General features: G+C 38.5%; 17 protein-coding genes. 10 read left to right on the top strand and 7 right to left on the bottom strand.

Annotation, left to right across the window (positions count from 1 at the left end; genetic code table 11):
• Positions 1 to 4 precede the first annotated feature (4 nt).
• The 7 genes from D0T85_RS15945 to D0T85_RS15915 all read left to right on the top strand — a co-directional run bounded on the left by D0T85_RS15945 (position 5) and on the right by D0T85_RS15915 (position 6,730).
• Positions 5 to 1,951 carry a dihydrofolate reductase gene (locus D0T85_RS15945; RefSeq protein ID WP_370459992.1) on the top strand — a complete coding sequence of 649 codons (1,947 nt, stop codon included), beginning with the start codon at positions 5 to 7 and terminating at the stop codon, positions 1,949 to 1,951.
• Positions 1,952 to 2,088: 137 nt separating this feature from the next.
• A complete protein-coding gene (locus tag D0T85_RS15940) occupies positions 2,089 to 2,742 on the top strand; it encodes a DNA alkylation repair protein (protein ID WP_163214522.1) in 654 nt (217 codons plus the stop codon).
• Positions 2,743 to 2,882: 140 nt separating this feature from the next.
• Positions 2,883 to 3,371, top strand: a complete 489-nt coding sequence (locus D0T85_RS15935) for a Fur family transcriptional regulator (protein WP_163214521.1) — start codon at positions 2,883 to 2,885, stop codon at positions 3,369 to 3,371.
• Positions 3,361 to 4,620: an adenylosuccinate synthase gene (locus tag D0T85_RS15930; RefSeq protein ID WP_163214520.1), complete on the top strand. Its 1,260-nt coding sequence runs from the start codon at positions 3,361 to 3,363 to the stop codon at positions 4,618 to 4,620. Before D0T85_RS15935 ends, D0T85_RS15930 begins: the two co-directional genes overlap by 11 nt.
• Before the next feature lie 169 nt (positions 4,621 to 4,789).
• Entirely contained in the window at positions 4,790 to 5,470 is a 681-nt protein-coding gene (locus tag D0T85_RS15925; protein WP_163214519.1) for a zinc metallopeptidase, read from the top strand.
• Between the two features lie 121 nt (positions 5,471 to 5,591).
• Entirely contained in the window at positions 5,592 to 5,927 is a 336-nt protein-coding gene (locus tag D0T85_RS15920; RefSeq protein ID WP_163214518.1) for a hypothetical protein, read from the top strand.
• Positions 5,924 to 6,730 carry an alpha/beta hydrolase family protein gene (locus tag D0T85_RS15915; protein ID WP_163214517.1) on the top strand — a complete coding sequence of 269 codons (807 nt, stop codon included), beginning with the start codon at positions 5,924 to 5,926 and terminating at the stop codon, positions 6,728 to 6,730. The genes D0T85_RS15920 and D0T85_RS15915 overlap by 4 nt, the downstream gene beginning before the upstream one ends.
• Before the next feature lie 9 nt (positions 6,731 to 6,739).
• Here D0T85_RS15915 and D0T85_RS15910 read toward each other — a convergent pair whose 3' ends face one another.
• From D0T85_RS15910 to D0T85_RS15895, 4 genes are all read right to left on the bottom strand, one after another.
• Positions 6,740 to 7,450 carry a LytTR family DNA-binding domain-containing protein gene (locus tag D0T85_RS15910; protein WP_163214516.1) on the bottom strand — a complete coding sequence of 237 codons (711 nt, stop codon included), beginning with the start codon at positions 7,448 to 7,450 and terminating at the stop codon, positions 6,740 to 6,742.
• Positions 7,451 to 7,649: 199 nt separating this feature from the next.
• Positions 7,650 to 8,705, bottom strand: a complete 1,056-nt coding sequence (locus D0T85_RS15905) for a sensor histidine kinase (protein ID WP_203558503.1) — start codon at positions 8,703 to 8,705, stop codon at positions 7,650 to 7,652.
• Positions 8,702 to 9,781 (bottom strand): sensor histidine kinase, encoded by a 1,080-nt coding sequence (locus tag D0T85_RS15900; RefSeq protein ID WP_163214514.1) that lies wholly within the window; start codon positions 9,779 to 9,781, stop codon positions 8,702 to 8,704. The genes D0T85_RS15905 and D0T85_RS15900 overlap by 4 nt, the downstream gene beginning before the upstream one ends.
• Entirely contained in the window at positions 9,781 to 10,821 is a 1,041-nt protein-coding gene (locus D0T85_RS15895) for a hypothetical protein (protein WP_163214513.1), read from the bottom strand. Before D0T85_RS15895 ends, D0T85_RS15900 begins: the two co-directional genes overlap by 1 nt.
• A 251-nt stretch (positions 10,822 to 11,072) precedes the next feature.
• On the opposite strand from D0T85_RS15895, the gene D0T85_RS15890 reads away from it, so the two are divergent.
• Positions 11,073 to 15,017 (top strand): two-component regulator propeller domain-containing protein, encoded by a 3,945-nt coding sequence (locus tag D0T85_RS15890; RefSeq protein WP_163214512.1) that lies wholly within the window; start codon positions 11,073 to 11,075, stop codon positions 15,015 to 15,017.
• 6 nt (positions 15,018 to 15,023) lie between these two features.
• On the opposite strand, the gene dnaB is transcribed toward D0T85_RS15890, so the two are convergent.
• Entirely contained in the window at positions 15,024 to 16,553 is a 1,530-nt protein-coding gene (dnaB, locus tag D0T85_RS15885) for a replicative DNA helicase (protein WP_163214511.1), read from the bottom strand.
• A gap of 173 nt (positions 16,554 to 16,726) precedes the next feature.
• Between dnaB and ispE the strand changes: the two genes are divergently transcribed.
• Positions 16,727 to 17,551 carry a 4-(cytidine 5'-diphospho)-2-C-methyl-D-erythritol kinase gene (gene ispE, locus D0T85_RS15880; RefSeq protein WP_163214510.1) on the top strand — a complete coding sequence of 275 codons (825 nt, stop codon included), beginning with the start codon at positions 16,727 to 16,729 and terminating at the stop codon, positions 17,549 to 17,551.
• Positions 17,552 to 17,659: 108 nt separating this feature from the next.
• Here ispE and D0T85_RS15875 read toward each other — a convergent pair whose 3' ends face one another.
• Together D0T85_RS15875 and D0T85_RS15870 are read right to left on the bottom strand one after the other, a co-directional pair.
• The gene (locus tag D0T85_RS15875; protein ID WP_163214509.1) at positions 17,660 to 18,907 is read right to left on the bottom strand and encodes an outer membrane beta-barrel protein; all 1,248 of its coding nucleotides are present in this window, start codon (positions 18,905 to 18,907) and stop codon (positions 17,660 to 17,662) included.
• Between the two features lie 38 nt (positions 18,908 to 18,945).
• A complete protein-coding gene (locus D0T85_RS15870) occupies positions 18,946 to 19,488 on the bottom strand; it encodes an RNA polymerase sigma factor (protein ID WP_163214508.1) in 543 nt (180 codons plus the stop codon).
• Between the two features lie 173 nt (positions 19,489 to 19,661).
• Between D0T85_RS15870 and D0T85_RS15865 the strand changes: the two genes are divergently transcribed.
• Positions 19,662 to 20,429 carry a NigD-like protein gene (locus D0T85_RS15865; protein WP_163214507.1) on the top strand — a complete coding sequence of 256 codons (768 nt, stop codon included), beginning with the start codon at positions 19,662 to 19,664 and terminating at the stop codon, positions 20,427 to 20,429.
• The last annotated feature ends 295 nt before the right edge of the window (positions 20,430 to 20,724 follow it).

Genomic DNA, 20,724 nt, shown 5'->3' with positions numbered 1-20,724 from the left:
GGAAATGAATAATGAATTTAGCTACACTGTAGAACAGTTTGCCGATTTACAGATATTGCGTTATAAAGTACCCGGCTTTGAAGAATTGACTCTTCAACAAAAAGAATTAATATACTATCTTACCGAGGCAGCATTACAAGGAAGAGATATTCTTTTCGATCAAAACGGCAAATACAATCTGGCAATAAGAAAATTGCTGGAAACCGTATATACTAACTATAAAGGTGATAAAAACAATGCCGACTTTGTGGCACTAACCACGTATCTGAAACGTGTATGGTTTTCGAGTGGCATTCATCATCACTACGGAATGGATAAATTTGTTCCCGGTTTCTCGGAAGAGTTTTTAAGAGAAGAAATCCGAAAGGCCGACCAATCGGAGTTACCCTTGTTGGAAGGACAAACTACTGAACAGTTTTGCGATCTTATTTTTCCGGTGATTTTTGACCCAACCGTAATGCCTAAACGGGTAAACCAGGCAGATGGAGAAGATTTGGTAAAAACCTCGGCATGTAATTATTACGATGGGGTAACCCAAACTGAAGCCGAAGAGTTTTATTTAGCCATGAAAGATACCACAAACGCCACCCCGGTATCTTACGGACTAAACAGCCGTTTGGTAAAAGAAGGATCTAAAATATATGAGCAGGTATGGAGAGCCGATGGACTATACGGGCCAACTATTAAAAAGATTATTTCGTGGTTGCAGAAAGCCGAAACCGTGGCCGAAAACAATAGCCAGAAAGCTGTTATTAGTAAACTGATAGAGTTTTATCAAACAGGCGATCTTAAAACATTTGATGACTACTCTATTCTATGGGTAAAAGACCTGGACTCAAGAATTGATTTTGTTAACGGATTTATTGAAAGTTATGGCGATCCGTTGGGGATGAAAGCCAGTTGGGAATCGTTGGTAAACTTCAAAGATCTTGAAGCTACCCGCCGCACCGAACTTATCAGCAATAATGCACAATGGTTCGAAGATCACTCGCCGGCCGATAAGCAATTTAAAAAGGAAGAAGTAAAAGGGGTTTCGGCCAAAGTTATTACAGCTGCTATTTTGGCAGGCGATCTTTATCCGGCAACAGCCATTGGTATCAATCTTCCTAACTCAAACTGGATTAGAAGCGTACATGGTTCTAAATCTGTAACCATTGGCAATATTACCGATGCCTACAATAAAGCCGCCCACGGAAACGGATTCAACGAAGAGTTTGTTTACAGCGATACTGAAAAAGAACTGCTGGAAAAATATGGTGATCTTACCGGAAACCTGCATACCGACCTGCACGAATGTCTGGGACATGGATCGGGGAAACTACTTCCCGGAGTTGATCCAGATGCTTTGAGAGCTTATGGATCGACCATTGAAGAAACCCGTGCCGATTTATTTGGTTTATATTATGTGGCCGATCCTAAGTTGGTTGAGTTGGGATTAACTCCAAATATGGATGCCTATAAATCAGAATATTATTCGTACTTGATGAATGGCTTAATGACTCAACTGGTACGTATTGAGCCGGGTAACAATATTGAAGAATCGCACATGCGTAACCGTCAGCTAATTGCCCGTTGGGTATACGAAAAAGGTGCAGCCGACAAAGTTGTTGAGTTAGTAAAGAAAAACAATAAAACTTATGTGGTTATTAACGATTACCAAAAACTACGTACCCTGTTTGGTGATTTATTGAGAATAATCCAGAAGATTAAGTCGACTGGAGATTTTGAAGCCGCTCGTGATATTGTAGAACAATATGCAGTGAAAGTAGATCCGGCATTGCACAATGAAGTGCTTGAACGATACAAAAAATTAAACCTATCTCCATACAAAGGTTTTGTTAATCCGGTATATGAAGCTGTAACCAATGCTGATGGAAAAATAACCGATGTAAAAGTTACCTATACCGAAGGGTACACCGAACAGATGTTACGATACAGCAAAGAGTATTGAGTTGTGAGTAATGAGTTGTGAGTAATGAGTTGTGAGTAATGAGTATTGAGTAATGAATTACAGGTTTATTTGTTAACTTTGTAGCTCAATACTCATAACTCAATACTCATAACTCATAACTCATAACTCATACTCATATGAACGAACAGATTAAAAACATAAAGGCACAACTCCGCTTATTTATGAATGGAGTTGTGTCTCAAAGCATGCGCGAAAAAGGGCTTAACTACAAATTGAATTTCGGAGTTGAGCTTCCCCGCATTAAAGAAATAGCTGCCGGTTATGAAAAAGATCATCAACTGGCGCAAGCATTGTGGAAAGAAAATATCCGCGAATGCAAAATACTGGCAGGCTTGCTACAACCGGTAGATACTTTCTATCCCGAAATAGCAGATATCTGGGCTGAAGATATCCAAAACATCGAAATAGCCGAGATTACCAGTATGACCCTCTTCCAACACCTGCCTTATGCTCCAGCCAAATCTTTCCAGTGGATTGCCGACGAACGCGAATACATTCAGGTATGTGGTTTCCTTACCATTGCCCGTTTATTAATGAAAAAAGGCGATATGGACGAGCGTGCGGCAGGCGAATTTCTTGATCAAACCATTACTGCCATTTTATCAGGTTCATATCATGTACGCAATGCTGCCCTTACTGCAATGCGTCGGTTTATGGAACATAGCGAAGAAAATGCTTTTGCCGCTTGTCGGCTGGTAGAGGGCTATGCGGATTCTTCTTCCGAATCGGAGCAATTACTTTACAATGCTGTAAAAGAGGTAGTTGATTAATATCTTAAAACGCAGATTAACGCAGATTGACACAGATTAATAATTAAAACATAATCTGCGAAAATCTGCGTTAATCTGCGTTTCTCATCTTGTGTTTCCACAAAAAAGCTTAACTTTGTTGGCCGTAATAAACAAACGCGATGGAAACGCAGAATGTGAAAGAAACAGTAAAGCAGATATTCACCGAATATCTCAAAGCAAACGGGCATCGAAAGACTCCCGAGCGCTATGCTATACTTGATACAATCTACTCTATCGACGGCCATTTCGATATTGACATGCTTTACTCACGCATGATGAATCACGATAAATTCAGGGTGAGCAGAGCAACACTATACAACACTATAATTTTACTGATCAATGCTAAACTGGTAATCAAGCACCAGTTCTCTAACTCTTCCCAATACGAAAAATCATATAACAGAGATACACACCATCATCAAATATGTATGCAATGTGGGAAAGTTACGGAGTTTCAGAATGATGCATTGCAGAATGTTATTGAAACAACAAAACTAAAACGCTTTCAATTGTCGCATTATTCCCTGTATATTTACGGAATGTGCAGCAATTGTGCCAGAAAGAACAAAAGAAAACAATTAAAAAATAAAAAGAAAGATGAAAGTTGATGTTCTATTAGGATTGCAATGGGGAGACGAAGGTAAGGGCAAAGTTGTAGATGTGCTTACTCCACGATACGATGTGATAGCACGTTTTCAAGGAGGCCCCAATGCAGGCCACACCCTTGAATTTGAAGGACAAAAATATGTGCTTCGTTCTATTCCATCAGGAATCTTCCAGGGAGATAAAGTAAATATCATTGGTAATGGAGTAGTTTTGGATCCTGCTTTGTTTAAAGCCGAAGCCGAAGCACTGGAAGCATCCGGCCATAACCTGAAAGAAAGACTCCATATCTCGAAAAAAGCACACCTCATTTTACCTACTCACCGTATACTCGATGCAGCTTACGAAGCAGCCAAAGGCGATGCCAAGGTAGGAACCACAGGTAAAGGTATTGGGCCTACTTATACAGACAAGGTGAGCCGTAACGGATTGAGGGTAGGAGATATTCTTCATAATTTCGAAGAGAAATATGCGCAAACCAAAGCCCGTCATGAAGAGATTCTTAAATCATTGAATTACCAATATGATTTAACCGAACTGGAAAAAGAATGGCTTGCCGCAGTTGAATTCCTCAAACAGTTTACATTGGTAGACAGTGAGCACGAAATTAACAACCTGCTTGTTAACGATAAAAAGGTACTTTGCGAAGGCGCACAAGGAACCATGTTGGATATTGATTTCGGTTCTTATCCTTTTGTAACATCTTCGAATACGATATGTGCAGGAGCTTGTACCGGACTTGGTGTAGCCCCAAACAAAATTGGTGATGTATATGGTATTTTTAAAGCATACTGTACCCGTGTAGGTGCCGGACCTTTCCCTACCGAATTGTTCGATGAAACAGGTGACAAGATTTGTACCCTCGGCCATGAGTTCGGATCGGTAACAGGACGCAAACGTCGCTGCGGTTGGATTGATCTTGTTGCCCTTAGATATGCTATCATGCTGAATGGAGCAACCAAACTGATAATGATGAAAAGCGATGTGTTGGATACCTTCGATACCATCAAAGCATGTGTGGCTTACAAAGTAAACGGTGAAGAAATAGATTATTTCCCTTACGATATTACCGAAGGTATAGAACCCGTATATGTAGAACTGGACGGATGGAAAACAGATATGACTTCTATGAGAAGCGAAAATGAATTCCCCGAAGAGTTCAATGCGTATCTTTCTTTCCTGGAAGAGCAACTGGGAACCCCAATCACCATTGTATCTATCGGACCTGACAGAGCACAGACAATAGAACGTTAGTAGAAGGAGGAGGTAAAGTGAGGTAAAGGAGGTAGAGTAGGTAAAGGAGATAAAGTAACGATGCCGCATGGAAACTTTATCTCCTTTATTTCCTTTATCTCCTTTACCTCACTTTATTTTTGGCAAACAATTTGCATGCTTAATTTGTATAACTATAAAACTAAAGAGTATGACAAGTGTATGGATCATCTTTATTGGAATTGCAGTAGCTAGCTTTCTGGTGCAGCTCAATTTACAGAATAAATTTAAAAAGTATTCTAAAGTACCTGTTTCAAATGGAATGACGGGGCGTGATGTGGCTATGAAAATGCTACGCGATAATGGAATCTATGATGTTCAGGTAATTAGTACCTCTGGCCAATTAACCGACCATTATAATCCGCAGAACAAAACTGTAAACCTCAGTGATGGCGTGTACAACAGCAATAGTATTATGGCAGCGGCAGTAGCAGCACACGAGTGCGGTCATGCAGTTCAGCATGCTCGGGCTTATGCGCCTTTAAAGATGCGTAGTGCATTGGTACCTTTTGTTTCGTATGCGTCGCAATATATGAGTTGGGTGTTGTTGGCCGGAATTATTTTTCTTGAGTCATTTCCCCAATTGCTTTTAGTTGGTATCATTCTGTATGCATCAACAACCCTATTCAGTTTCATAACCTTGCCGGTTGAAATAAATGCAAGTAAAAGGGCATTGGTATGGCTAAATGGTGCAGGCATATCAGATTCGCGCAATCATGCACAGGCCGAAGATGCTTTGCGCTCTGCTGCGTACACGTATGTAGTGGCTGCTTTGGGTTCATTGGCTACACTAATTTACTATATTATGATTTTTATGGGAAGAAGAGATTGATAAAGATACAAAAGCAAAGAAATGAAAGCGCGAAGGCACAAAGGGACTGGTTTTTCCTTTATGTCTTCGCGCTTTCGTGTTTATTAATTTGTCAATTAGAAAAAAGGATGTAATTTTGAGTATGAAAAGAGATATAAAAAGAGAATTATTTGATAGTTTGAAAAAGAACCATGCTTTATGGTCTTTTGAAAAACCAAAGCTTTCTGAAATATCAGACGAACTGCTTATAGAAAAAGTATTACTTCATCTGGATATTCAAGATATTAATAAGCTTTTCCTTATATTTCCAAAAACTAGAATAAAAAATGTCTGGATTAACTCTATTATCCCTTTAGAACCACAATATCACTCATATAATATCTTGTTTAGTACATTGTATTTTGATATTAAAAACCCTCATCGTTATATCAAAGTAAAGACTAACCAACATATTAAATCATTATTATCCAAATCATGAAAAAGAAAACATTTATATTATCGTTTGTACTTCTGTTGGCCATAGTAGCCAATGCCTCGAAAGTAGATACCATATTGGTTAGAAGCACCTCTATGAATAAAGATATACAGGTAGTAACTGTTGTTCCCGATAAAAAAGGAACTTATCCGGTTATTTATTTGCTGCACGGTTATGGCGGCAATGCTAAATCATGGATAGGTTTAAAACCGGAATTGAAGAAAATAGCCGATGAAAAAGGTATTATATTTGTTTGTCCCGATGGCAAAAACAGTTGGTATTGGGATAGCCCCAAAAACTCTTCATACCGTTACGAAACATTTGTAGCCAAAGAACTGATAAGTTATATAGATGCCAATTATCCCACAATTGCAGATCGTAGCAAAAGAGCCATTGCCGGACTTAGCATGGGAGGGCATGGTGCCATGTGGCTATCCTTACGTAACAAAAATGTGTTTGGTGCTGTTGGCAGTATGAGTGGAGGTCTTGATATTCGACCATTCCCCAACAACTGGGAAATGTCTAAACAATTAGGAAAGGAATCCGAAAACAGGGAAATATGGGACGCACATACAGTCATTAATCAGATAGATAACATAAACGATGGTGATCTGGCCATTATTATTGACTGTGGTTATGCCGACTTCTTCTTTGAAGTTAACAATGACTTTCATAAGAAATTATTGAAATATAAAATTCAGCACGACTTTATTGTTCGCCCGGGAGACCACGATGGTCCTTATTGGAAGAATGCAGTAGATTATCAGATTCTATTCTTTGAGAAGTTCTTTAGTAAGAAGAAATGAAAACCAATTTTACAAACTCTTCTTTTTCCTCAGCACCCTCTCCATAAATTCATCTCTATAATTGTTACCAATCATTATCTCGTTCCCTTTTATGTGTACATGATTGTTATCGAATGCATGTATATGTAACATGTTGATTATATACGACTTGCTCACCCTGAAGAAGCTTCCGGCAGGTAATTCCTCGAAGATGTTTTTTAAATTCATTCGGGTAATAAGGCGTTGGTTTTCGCATTGAATAATGGAGTAATCTTTCAGGCCCTCAATAAATAGTATATCCTTGTATTCAACTTTAAAGAACTTCCTGTCCGATTTTATAAATAAATAATCATCCTCTACCAATGCGGTGTTGAAATCTCCCTGTAAAAGAGCATGATACGAAAGAGCCTTGCTTACCGCCTTCTGAAAACGGGGTAATTCTATCGGTTTTACAAGATAGTCTATAGCATCTATATCATAACTTTCAACTGCATACTCGGTGTAAGCAGTAGTAAAAACAACTAAAGTGTTTGCCGAGAGCGAACGGGCAAACTCCAGTCCGGTCATTTTGGGCATCTGTATATCAAGAAAAACCAGATCAACCGGATTGTCTTCCATAAACCGGGAGGCCGACAGGGCACTGTTAAACATTCCCAACAGGGTTAATCCGCCCGTTTCTTCAATCAGTATCTCAATAGCACGTCGTGCAAGAGGTTCGTCATCTACTATAATACAGTTCATGTTTTCTAATATGCCAATGTGACAATATGCCAATGTGACAATGTTTTAATGTGAATTTTAATGTGCCAATATGCTAATGTGCCAATGTGCCAATATGCTAATGTGCCAATATGCTAATGGGAATAATGTGCTAATGTGAATAATATGCTAATGTATGCGCAGCCAATTGGCACATTATTCACATTGGCATATTGGCACATTAGAATATCAGCAAATTTACAACATATTTTGTTTCCTCCTCGCTTAACTGCAAATCATATTTGCCGGGAAAGAGTAATTCCAAACGCCGACGAATATTCTTTAGTCCTATCCCACCGGGTTTTATTTGCAGGGAGAAATCAGAAGGTCTGGAATTCTCACACTGAAAATGCAGTTGATTCTCTTTTATAGTAAACTGTAAATGTACAAACGAGGGATGTTCACTATCCTGACTGTGTTTCACTGCATTCTCAACAAAAGGAATAAATAGCAACGGAGGCAGTTGAATATTAGCTATCTCTCCATCAACCTGAATGGTAAAGGTAAAACGGTCTCGGCGAACCTTTTCCAGATTCAGGTAATCAGTAAGAAATTGAATATCCGATGCCAGATAAATTGCATCCTTCGAACTCTCGTTTATCTGATACCGTAGTAAATCTTCCAGTTTATAAAGCATAGACGAAGCTTCTTTCTTCTTGTCTTTAAACAAAGCATGTGCATTGTTCAGGGTATTGAAAAGGAAATGAGGATTTATCTGGTTCCTGAGATATTTTAATTCCGATTGTAGTGTGGCCGATTCCAACTCTGTGATGCGGTGAGAGGATATCAGCCAATAGCGAAACAGCATCATTGTGGTAATACCAGCAAAGAGCAAGCTTATAATAGAAATGGAGGACAATATATTGATTAGTAAAAAGCGGTTAGCTATTTTACTGATTCCGTCGAAAAGAGAATAATAATTAGCTTGGATAAAAATCAGTACGCCTATGATAAGCAATATCATGGCAGCAATAAAAAGTATATAATAGAGATATTTATTCTTTAACAATAAATGCGGAACAGCAACCATAGCATTGAGATATTGTGTTCCGATAATAAAAATATTGTAAAGCGCTATGCTTATTATTGATATTGTTAACTCACTCCCGAAATTGGGTATATTTACAACAAGATCGGTAGATAAGATAGCTAACACCAAAATAAAAGCCAAATGTCGCTGTACCCTGTAACGGGGCGAGAGTATAAAGTTGATAAATAAACGTTCTACTTTTTTCATATCCATTCGTCCTGTTTGAGGGTTAGAGATATTTTATGACCTTCGGGAATAATGAAAGGCGGCGGTAACATCTCGATTGAATAACCATTGCCAAACAGAACATTTAACCGTTGCCTGATGGAGTTAAATTCTTCGCCATTGGTGTCGGCTTTCATATCGCCTGTACAGGTAAATATAAGATTATCTCCCTTCTGAATATTGAATGACAGTAAGAGATTTGCATGGTCCATACGGTTTTTTATTCCACCTATAAGTTGTCTTACAAAGGGGATAAAGAGTATAGGCGGAACAAGGATTAACGAGGAGTTACCTTCTATCCGGATTTCGAATTTCAGTTTTTCATAATACAACTGTTCCAGCTGCAAATAATCGGTGAGAAACTGTATCTCGGATGTAAGGAACACCTCATTGCGGTTACTGTCGTAAAGCTGATACCGCAACAGCTTGCTGAATTTTATCAATACAGCCGATGCTTCAACAGGGTTTGTTTCGCCTATAAAGGCTATACGATTTAGGGTATTGAACAAGAAACCGGAGTTAACCTGCTGTTTCACACGTTCTACTTGTGTTTGCAAATGTTCTTTTTCCAGTTGTCCGGCCCGCTGATTGTCGTTTATCCAGTTTCGCAACAACAGTGTTGCTGTACAACCGGCAAAAGCTATGTAGGTAAGGAAATAGTTACCTAATAAATCGAGTATAAATATATAGTTATTGTTAAAGTTATAGGTTGGTTCTACAGATATTCCCATCATTTCGTAGGCTGTATCTTCCAGGATAGATTGCGAAGCCAGCATACAGAGAATAAGAAGGGATAACACAAAAAAATAACTGAAGTATTTGTGGGTAAACATATACCTGGGCATCAGGTAATACATATTAAAATAAACCGGAATGAGGTATGTTAGCAACAAAAAGAATGCATAAATTGTAAATACACCTGTTCCCAAGACCTCAAAATGATCAAATGGCAAAGCATAGTTCAGGGTAATGAACGACACTATTACTATCAGTAACAAATGTCGAAATACCCTGTAATGCTTGTCAACAAGAAATTTATATAATAATGTTTGGTTCATTAAAATATCCACTGAATGCCTGCTGTATAACCTATATGTAATTGTTGCAATCTGTCGTCCTTAAACTTTGTCCAGATATCACCACCAGGAAACATATTCTTATTAGAAACATCATCTGTATTCATATAATTGATACTTGGTCCTGCAAATATTTCCAGATTTGGCGTAAACTTGAAAGCAGGAAGAATACTGAAAGATGATTTATTTAAGAATTCGTCCGAGGAAGACATATTCATAAATTGGCTTTTAAGTTCAGCATTAATCCTGAAACGGTTTACAACAGGGATGTGTGCACCAAAACCACCTTCAGCAACATAGTGTTTATGATTGGATTTATGATTGTAACCAACTCCCAGGATACCATATAATACTCTACCACCCGACCGGAAAGAAGCGATTACACTTCCGGTTTCGTCGTACGTAACCCCTACACTCATTTCACCGTTCTTAATAATGTTTATCAAGCCGATGGGATAGTCACTGTTTTCGGCAATGTTAACCAATCCGGCAAACTGAACGCCTTTTACATTCTTTGCAATATTTACCAATCCGGCAAACTGGAATCCTTGAAAATCTTTTGCCGAGTTAAATAAACCAGCAAACTGGATACCACTATACTCTTTTTTTATAGTATTGGCCAGTCCGCCAAACTGAAATCCATAACCATTGTCTGCCAGATTATACAGTCCTGCAAATTGAATTCCACGGGTAGTGTTGCCGGTTCTGTTAAACAATCCTGCAAATTGAAATCCGTTGGCGTCATTACCAATGGTGTTTAAAAGCCCAGCAAACTGAACACCAGATGCATTGTTATGAATAATGTTAGCCAGTCCACCAAAAGTGAAATACTTTTCATTTTTAGAAACACCTGCAAGTATATTAAATGAAACGCCATTGGTGTATTCGGCTGCTTGCGAACCATGTGTGCTTAAAGGAGGAATAAAGCTAACATGAACTGCCGATGTTTTTTCGTTGGTTTGTGCCAGAGCAGAAGCTAAAGTAAAGCAGCACAGTATCGCTGCCAAAATAGATTTCTTCATTATTGAGTTTATTAGTTTGTTTGAAACTGAGTTTGTTTTTAATCCGGATGCTGCAAAGGTAGGTAATTTATTAAACCGCAATTTGGAAAATATACCAAACACATGATTTATGATACGAAAGTTGGAAAAGAAACAAATGAATCACCATTTTGTGCCAAGCCATTTGCAAATCGAAATATAAATACCGATATTCGCAAAGCATTTTGTTTATAGCATCGAAATTCTAAGTAACCGATAGAATTTAATACATTATGAAAACAATATTACTGCTTTTCTTACTATATATTATCATACCTCAACACACATTTGCTAGAGACGAATATACTCTTTCAAACATAAGCTATCCCCAAGGTTTGTCTAGCAGTGCTGTAATTTCCATCTATCAAGACAACGAAGGTTTTATGTGGTTTGGAACATACGATGGGCTTAACCACTTCGATGGTAAAAACATGTATGTATACCGTACCGACTCTAAACAAGGGCTGTTAAACAATTCAATATATTCGGTAAATGGTGCCGATGATGGATGTGTATGGATTTCTACCACTGTAGGTATCAATCGCTATTCTATAAAAGAACGCCGGATTACGGGTTCTTATAAAAACTTTGAAACAGAGTTCAGGTTATGTTCAAACCGCCAGGGAAATACCTGGGTAATTGATAAACAAAAAATCTATTATTTTAATACACTGTTGCAAAGCTTTGAACAAGTGCACGGTAAGGACAATATTACATTTGCCGGCAATCTGTCTTTTGTTGACGAAAGTGGTAATCTATGGCTGTTCTCTCCCACCGATAATACTGTTTACAAATATCGGATTGATAATTTTAATGTCGAAAACCCCTCTTTTTCATCCATCCGAACCAATATACACCAAAAAAGGATTATATATACCTTCTTTCAACGAGGCAACCTGAATTTTATTGATGAAGACAATAATCTCTTTCTTTTCGACCTTGAGCGTAACACAAAAATATACATACGTAATGTAGCCGAACTAACCCGCAAGTATGGTACAATTATAGGTATTGTTTCCTTCTTTGAGGACATTATCATTGCATTTGTACAAAACGGATTGGTAAAACTCGAAGCCGCATCTCACTATAACGAAACAATAATAGACCGCAGCCTTCGAATATTTTCTGTGTATCGTGATCCGGTGCAAGATATAATATGGTTTGGAACAGATGGACAAGGCGTTATGACCTATTCTAAAAAGCATTCGCTGGCAACGCACATTATGCTACGCGACCTGCAACCCAAGTTAACCCGCCAGGTTCGCTCCATCTATACTGATAAAAACGGTGATCTATGGTTTGGCACAAAGGGCGACGGACTGATTCGTATTCAAAACTATGCCACTTTTCAACCCGAACAGAAATCACAGGAAGTACACGTATATCTCCCGGGATTAAAGCAAAATATTGCTCAATACAACAGAGATTTAAACGAATTTCAGATATTTAGAATAATTCCCAGCCAATACATGAATGGCTTTTGGCTAGCCACAGCAGATAAACCGGGACTATTCTATTATTCGTACAATAAAGATGAAGTTATACCTGTAACCGGAAACACAGAATCATTAAAAAGAATACACCAAGTATACGAGGAAAATGATTCAACCCTATGGGCTGCTACTGCCGGCGGAGGTTTGTGCAAAGCTGTAATTAAAACAACAGGGAACAATATCGAAGTATTGCATGTACGGCAATCACTTTTCAAAACCAATGGTAAAGAAATCAACGACTTTTTCCCAATGGTAAACCAAGGCGATTCTATTTTGTGGCTTGGAAGCCGAGGCATGGGACTTGTGCGTTTTAATACTCGAACCTGGGAATACAAAGTTTACGAAATCAGCAACAAAGAAAAGCCTGCTCTCAATGATATTCTTTCCATACATAAAAAAGAGGATTTCTTTTACCTCGGAACATCTGCCGGATTAGTAAAGTTGAGTTTTGATAAAAAAGGGAATCCAATTACATTCTGCATAGATCGTCAGAATGGATTGCTTAACGACATGATACATGGCATTTTAGAAGACGATAATGGTTATCTTTGGCTAAGCACAAACAAGGGTTTGGTAAAGTACAGCCCTACCAACAATGCTTGTCATGCCTTTTATTATACCAATGGCTTGCAGATTGGTGAGTTCAGCGACGATGCCTATTATCAATGTCCTTATACAGACAATCTGTTTTTTGGTGGGGTTAACGGATTACTGTACCTTGAACAAGAGCGCATGAACGAAATGGAATACTTTCCCGAAGTACGTTTCCGCGATTTAGTTCTGGGTATGGAAACCGTAAACTTCTACGATTATTATAACGAAAAAAACAACCGGCTTTCACTGAAAGGCAAAAGCGTTACCTTTTCCCTGTCTTTCATTGCCCCCGATTATATAGAAGGCAACAACTTTGAGTATTCTCATTGTTTAGAAAAGAAAGGAAAAGGAGAATGGTCGGCTTTTAGTTCGGACAACAATCCTATATTCCAGTCCATAACCCCAGGCGAATACATTTTAAAGGTAAGATACAAAAAAGATGTATTCGATAAGGAGTACAAAACGTATGCACTCAATATCAGCATCCTCCCTCCCTGGTATCTGTCGTTCTGGGCCATCGTTATTTATATACTCACAGCTGTTGTTATTGCAATTTATCTGATCCGGTTAGGAAAAAAATACTATAGCCGGGAACGGTTAATAAAGGAATTGATGAAGCACGAAAATTCAAACACCACTCCTGGTAATACATCTGCGCAATTCCATGACTCATCCAATTCATTTGCAACCATTTACCGTATGTGCGGACAGCTTTACCGCTTTAAAGACATGCCTTCCGAATATTATAAAATGCTGGATATCATTCACGAAAAAACAATCGCTTTTGCATTTAATAACGGAGGAATGGCAAACAACCTTCCTCCGATAGAGAATCTTCTTGTTGAATTCCCTGTTTACGGAGAAATTAATCCGGAAGAAACATCCACACACATCATACGGTTGTTAATTCAACGTGGGTTTAATGATTTATCTGATAATGACATAAACATAGACGATACGCCTGTATACTTATCGCAAACCGGACTTCAATATATATTGTACCATATATATTCGGAGGCTATGAATCACAAAACACGCTTCCCGTTGCAATTAAAAGGCCGGAAAATTGATAGCAAATTCAATCTGGAACTGGTTTTACCCTCGCAGGTTGCGCAAAGGTTAGTACAAAATTTAACTGGCAGTAACGATGATGTTTCAAGGTATAACAATGACTTTAACAACACATTATTTTTCTTGTTATGCCGCAACGCCATCAAAAAAATGAAAGGAACCATTGCCTTTACCGATACTGGCCTGAATATTGAACTGCCCATACATTTGCCCAAAGAGCAACCTTTAGCCACCAACGAAAACAAGAAAACGATTTTATTACTCGAAGATAAAGACGAAATGAGATGGTTGATTGGTGATATACTGGGAAACGATTATACCATTATTCATGTACAAACAACTCAGGCAGCCTTCAATTACCTGAGCAAAAACACACCCGATGTTTTCTTGGCCGACACGCAGATTTACCTGGAAGGAGAACACAAATTTATTCAGTATGTACAAACCAATAAAGGCCTCTTGCTTAAAACAGCATTCATACCTATGATTACCTGGAAAGCTGCGTTGGTTACCAAAAACGACTTTCACCAATTAATAGATGGATTTGTGATAATGCCCTACAATATACTTTTTATCAAAGAGATTCTGTATATGGCCATAGAGCGCGGATCGCAAAAAACAAAGATTATTACAGATACTGCGGGCGAAATGGATAACGGGTTTATATGTAAAACACCCGAACAAGCCGGATTTGCCAATGAGTTAATACGTTTATTTGAAAACAACCTCTCGAACGAGGAGTTTGGAGTTCCCTATATTTCTAATCAGATGTCGATTAGCCCCCGCCAGTTTTATCGTCGTTTTAAAGAAATATCCGATTTGTCGCCCAGCGATTTTATTAAGAATTACCGATTAGAGAAAGCTGCCCGTTTACTGCAAACAACAGATTGGACCATTCAAAAGGTTATGACTGAGGTTGGTTTCCTGAGTCGGTCTTATTTCCACCGGGAGTTTACCGCACGTTTTGGTACAACACCCAAAAGTCATCAGCGGCAAAGTCCGGCAGAAGAGGAAGTATAGAAGAAGTTAAAAAGGCAAGGGGTCTTCATTAGCTGCCCCAAAAGGATTATCAGCTGGCATAGGTGGCGGTACCGGAGGTATACTATTCATTCTTGAACCAAGAATGGCACCTTCATCCGGCGATGGCACAACCAGGTCCTGATCCGGATTCTGGAAACGGGCAAACTCGCCTTTAAATCGCAGTAAAACATCGCCGGTAGCACCATTACGATGCTTGGCAATGATAATTTCTGCCATTCCACGTAAATCTTTTCCGTCCTCGGTCTGAAATATCTTGTAATATTCGGGACGGTGAATAAAGCAAACCATATCGGCATCCTGTTCAATGGCTCCCGATTCGCGTAAGTCACTTAACTGCGGACGTTTACCTTCGATACCTTCGCGACTTTCTACCCCACGATTTAACTGCGACAATGCTATGATAGGAATGTTTAGTTCTTTAGCCAACCCTTTTAATGAACGCGAAATGGTACTTACCTCTTCTTGGCGGCTACCAAAAGACATACCACTGGCATTCATTAGCTGAAGGTAGTCGATAATAATCATCCTTACCCCATGTTCGCGAACCAAACGGCGTGCCTTTGTTCTTAATTCAAATACAGATAAAGACGGGGTATCGTCAACATACAAGGGGGCATCAATCAAATCTTTTAATTTGTAATCCAGCTGTTGCCACTCATAAGGTGCTAATTGTCCGCTTTTAATTTTCTCCCCCGGAATCTCACAAACGTTCACTATCAAACGGTTTACTAGCTGAACGTTACTCATTTCGAGAGAGAATACTGCTACCGGATTTTTAAAATCAACAGCTATATTACGTGCCATAGATAACACAAATGCGGTTTTACCCATCGCCGGACGGGCGGCAATGATTATCAAGTCGGAGTTTTGCCATCCTGAAGTCATTTTATCCAGACCGGTAAATCCACTTTCCAAACCACTTAAACCATCGGTACGGGCGGCTGCTTTTTGCAGTAAAGCATAAGCTTCGTTAATAACCGGATTGATTTGCGTGTAATCCTTCTTCATATTCTGCTGAGAGATTTCGAATAGATTACCTTCGGCCTCCTGCATTAAATCGTCCACATCGAGTGTTTCATCAAACGCTTTGGTTTGAATGTTGCTGGTGAATGAAATCAACTCGCGTGCCAGATGTTTCTGAGCAATAATACGTGCATGGTATTCAATATGTGCAGAAGATGCCACCCTGCTACTAAGCTGGGTTATGTAGAAAGGGCCACCTACTTCTTCCAGATCGCCTCTTTTCCGAAGTTGTTCGGTAACAGTAAGTATATCAACAGGTTCCTGTTTAACTGCCAAATCGGTTATTGCAGCATATATCAATTGGTGATGGTGTTCGTAAAAAGATTCGGCTCTTAATATTTCACTAATCTGTGCATACGCATCTTTTTCAATCATTAAAGCACCAAGAACGGCTTCTTCAAGTTCTCTGGCTTGCGGTTGAACTCGTCCGTAATCATTCACAGATTGTGGTTTGTTTCTGTAGTTTCTTGGATTTCTTTTTCTGTCTGCCATATTGGGGTTTCTGTTATTTCTTTTAGGGAGTGCAAAGATAGTATTACCAACTCTATTTAAAAGGAGATTCGCTACATATTTATCAATTGAGTATGAACAGTTCACTGTTTATTAATTGCTTTTTTTATTCTAACTTTGTAGCAAGAAAATAAATTCATAATTAAATAGTTGCGATGATTACTTTTCCAAATGCAAAAATCAATCTGGGGCTTAATATTGTAGAAAAACGTCAGGACGGATATCATAACCTGGAAACTGTATTTTATCCCATTCCATGGGAAGATGCATTGGAAATAGTTGAAAACCCACACAGTCGTACTTCAAAATGTGTATTAACGCTTTCGGGTAAGGTAATACCCGATTCTCAGGAAAACCTGGTTGTAAAAGCCTATAATCTTCTTGATAAAGATTTCAATCTACCTAATATCGATATCTATTTATATAAAAATATTCCCCTGGGAGCCGGGTTGGGTGGAGGATCGGCCGATGCTGCGTTTATGCTCAAAACACTCAATACCACATTTAACCTCAACCTATCCGACGAGCAACTCGAAAACCATGCTGCTCAACTGGGTGCGGATTGTGCCTTTTTTATTAAGAACCAACCCGTATATGCCGAGGGAATTGGAAATATCTTCACTCCTATTACACTGAGTATGAAGGGGTATCAGATTGTTATTATAAAACCGGATATCTTTGTATCTACCAAAGATGCTTTTTCAAATATTAAAGTTCAAAAGCCATTGTGCTCTATTAAAGATATCATAAAACAACCAGTCGAAACATGGAAAGATTGTTTGGTGAACGATTTTGAGTTCAGCGTGTTTTCAAAATATCCGGAGATAGCAACCATTAAACAAATGTTCTACGATAGTGGGGCTATATATGCCTCAATGAGTGGGTCGGGTTCTTCGGTCTACGGCATTTACAGTCCCGGATTCAATATACCGGAAATAAAAAAAGAGGGCATGGAATATTTCTATTCTACCCTCTTTTAAATAAAATTTTGAACCGCAGAGTTACGCGAGTTACGCAGAGTTTTTATTACGATGCCGCAGGAAAACTTAAAACTCCGCGTTACTTGCGTAACTCTGCGGTTCAAAATCTCAATACGTAAATCGGATACCTGCTTGCAGATTAAAATTGAATGGAGTTTCTTTACGTATTGTTTCTATGTCGGTTCCATCGTCAAAGAAATAAGAAACACCCGGTTCTACATATAAACCTATTTGCTTACTAAGGTTGTATTGTGCACCTACACTTCCATTCAACGAAAATTGAAGCGGTTTATCATCAATATCTTTATCAAGCCTTTTGCCATAAACACATTTTTCAATCATGCCCCCGGCCGATAAATAGACTGTAAAGTTCTTCGACTTCACAAAATCCCAGTTTCCGCGTAGTGGTATTCCAATATAATGCAATTTTTGCTCACCTTTGGTTTCGCCTTGCTGTCCGTTTTGGTAAATATCCGATTTTAAGAATGTATAAGTTAACCCGGTTTCAACAGAAAAAGCATTTGTTATTTCTTTACGCAAAGAGAGTCCTACGGTTATAGGGATATGATTTTTTTGTCTCTCGGATTCGGCAATCTGGGCAGTTCCTTCCTTATAAACCAGGTTTTTATCCGACAAATCAACATAACCTGTTGAATTGGTTGAAACAGTAGAAAGTGCCTCGACCGATAATGACGATGTTGATCTTATAATCGGACTGTTCTGGTCGTTATCTAACAATGAAGTTGTTCCCGAATTAACAGACAATCCTATGGCCCACTTCTTTCGTGAAGTGCTTTGATTTACAATAGGCGTATGATTTTCTAAATCCGTTCTCTTGCCTGTATTTCTTTTGCTGTTATCTTTTTCAGCTGCAAGGTTATTGCTATCGTTGTCTGGGGTTTGGGGTTCCCGATTCCCCGTTTCATCTTTTTCATCGCCATCAATTTGGGGTTCGGTTATTCTATTTTCTTCCTCACCAATAACCCTGGACAACTTATTTGCCAAAGCAATATATTGTTTGGGCGTTGTTTCTTTTGCTGGTGTTAACTGCTCTGCAACACTCTCTTGTTGAGGGGTTACTGGTATTACATCGGGTATGGATGTTACCACAGGAACATCTGTTAAACGAACATTATCGGCAACAGGGGTATGCAGAAAATAATAACTTACTCCGGATACGGCCAGTAATAAAACCGCAGCAGCAACTCCCCACCATCTGTATGGCTGGATTTTGCGTTCAACCGGAGGTGATAGCTCCTTATCTATTCTGTTCCAAACTCCGGGTGGAGCAGGTTCATTGTAATCCTGAAGCATCTCTTTCATCTTCTTCATCCACAATTCATCATCCTGTTTCATATTACATTATATTTATGTTTCATTATCAATATCAACAATTAGGCGTTTGCCATATACTCTTTTATTTTCTTAGCCAATGCCGTTTTTGCACGAAACAATTGGGATGCCGATGATTTCTCATTTATACCCAACATTTGCGCTATTTCTTTGTGTGATTTATCTTCGAAAGTGTATAGATTGAATACGGTACGATAACCTTCCGGAAGTTCACTTATAAATTTCAGCAAAGTGTCCTGAGGTATTGTTTCAACATCCGATGCGTCGGGTTCATATATATCCGAAACCTCTTCTATTTCGATAGTGCTTTTCAGTACATCGTTTTTCCGCAACGTTTGCAATATCGAATTTATAAGTACTCTTTCCATCCATGCCCGCAGAGAGCCTTCGCCTCTCCATGTAAATTTATCAAACGAGGAGTACATTTTGAGAAATCCATCGTGTAGCATGTCTTGTGCAGTATCTCTATCACCTGTATATCGGAGGCATATCCCAAACATACATCCGGAAAACCGCTCATATAGTTCTTTGCGGGCCCGGTTGTCGCCTGCCCTACAAAGATTAGATAGCTCGAATTCTTCCATTCCTCTATACACGTGTTTATTACTTAAATACATCAGCAACAAAAATACTGCATGTTGTTATAGCTTTTTTCTGCTTTTTCATTATTTAACACAGAGGTATGCAGTATTTAAACTATCGTAGTGTTTAATGAGTATTGAACAAACGTATATAGTGTAAAATTTAGATTGATAAGATGAAAAAGATGAAAAATAGTTGGATTGGTTTTGTTTTAGCTTTAATCCTGATTCCGTTTACACAGTCGTGTAGTGATCTTGATTCGGATTATTCCAGTTATCCCTGGATAGATGCCGAAGGATATTCCATTGCAACGATCCATTCCATTGAAAATGATGATAAATATTATTTTTTACTTGATGGCGGACAAAAACTATACCCAAGTGATATTTCAAGAATAAGTAGCACCTATAAGTGGGAAGTGGGTCAAAGAGCTATTATATTCTTTAATCTGTTTGAAGAAGAAATAACCGGATACGATTACAATGCCGAGCTTATATTTATAAGTAATGTGCTTACCAAAGATATTATTCCATTAACAGAAGCAACTGCCGATAGTATTGGTGATGATAAGATTAATTTAACCAGAGCTTGGTTTGGAGGGAATTATTTGAATTTTGAATTCCAATTTCAAGGAACCCGGAACCCTAAAGAATTGCACATGGTTAATTTGGTACGTAACGAAACAAGTAAGGCAGTTGAAGACGATAATTATATCGTACTTGAGTTAAGGCACAATGCATACGATGATTATCCTCAGGAAATACTTAATGGTATTGTTTCGTTCAAGTTAGCATTAACAAACGAAGAACTTGAAAAATATAAAGGAATAAAGGTTCGTACAAATTCTATTTATAACGGAATACAATACGACATCTGTTCTTTTGATAAATTAAATATAAATCAAATGTCGGGCACTCAAACTAATATGTCCGAAGTGCAATAATCCCCCAACATATTATTTATATCTATGGCGCGGATCAGGCTTTGGCTTGATCCGCTTTTTTATATGTATTTCTCTTTTTATTCTATTGCAATTACAAAATTCGCTATATAGTTCAAGGGGTCGAAGCTATATAGCTCGAGGGGGCTGTGCTATATAGAACAAGAGGGCCGTGCTATATAGACCGAGACTGCTCTTCTATATAGCTTGCGCAGAAACCGCTGTTGTTATAAGTCGCATGTAAGATTATTAACGTTGTTTAAATAAATATCTAAAAGAAAAATAATACATTTGCCTT

The sequence above is a fragment of the Bacteroides sp. 519 genome (genome assembly GCF_010500955.1).
GTDB lineage: Bacteria > Bacteroidota > Bacteroidia > Bacteroidales > Bacteroidaceae > Bacteroides.
Note: the sequence above shows the minus strand (reverse complement) of the source record. Positions and strands in the feature narration are given on the sequence as shown.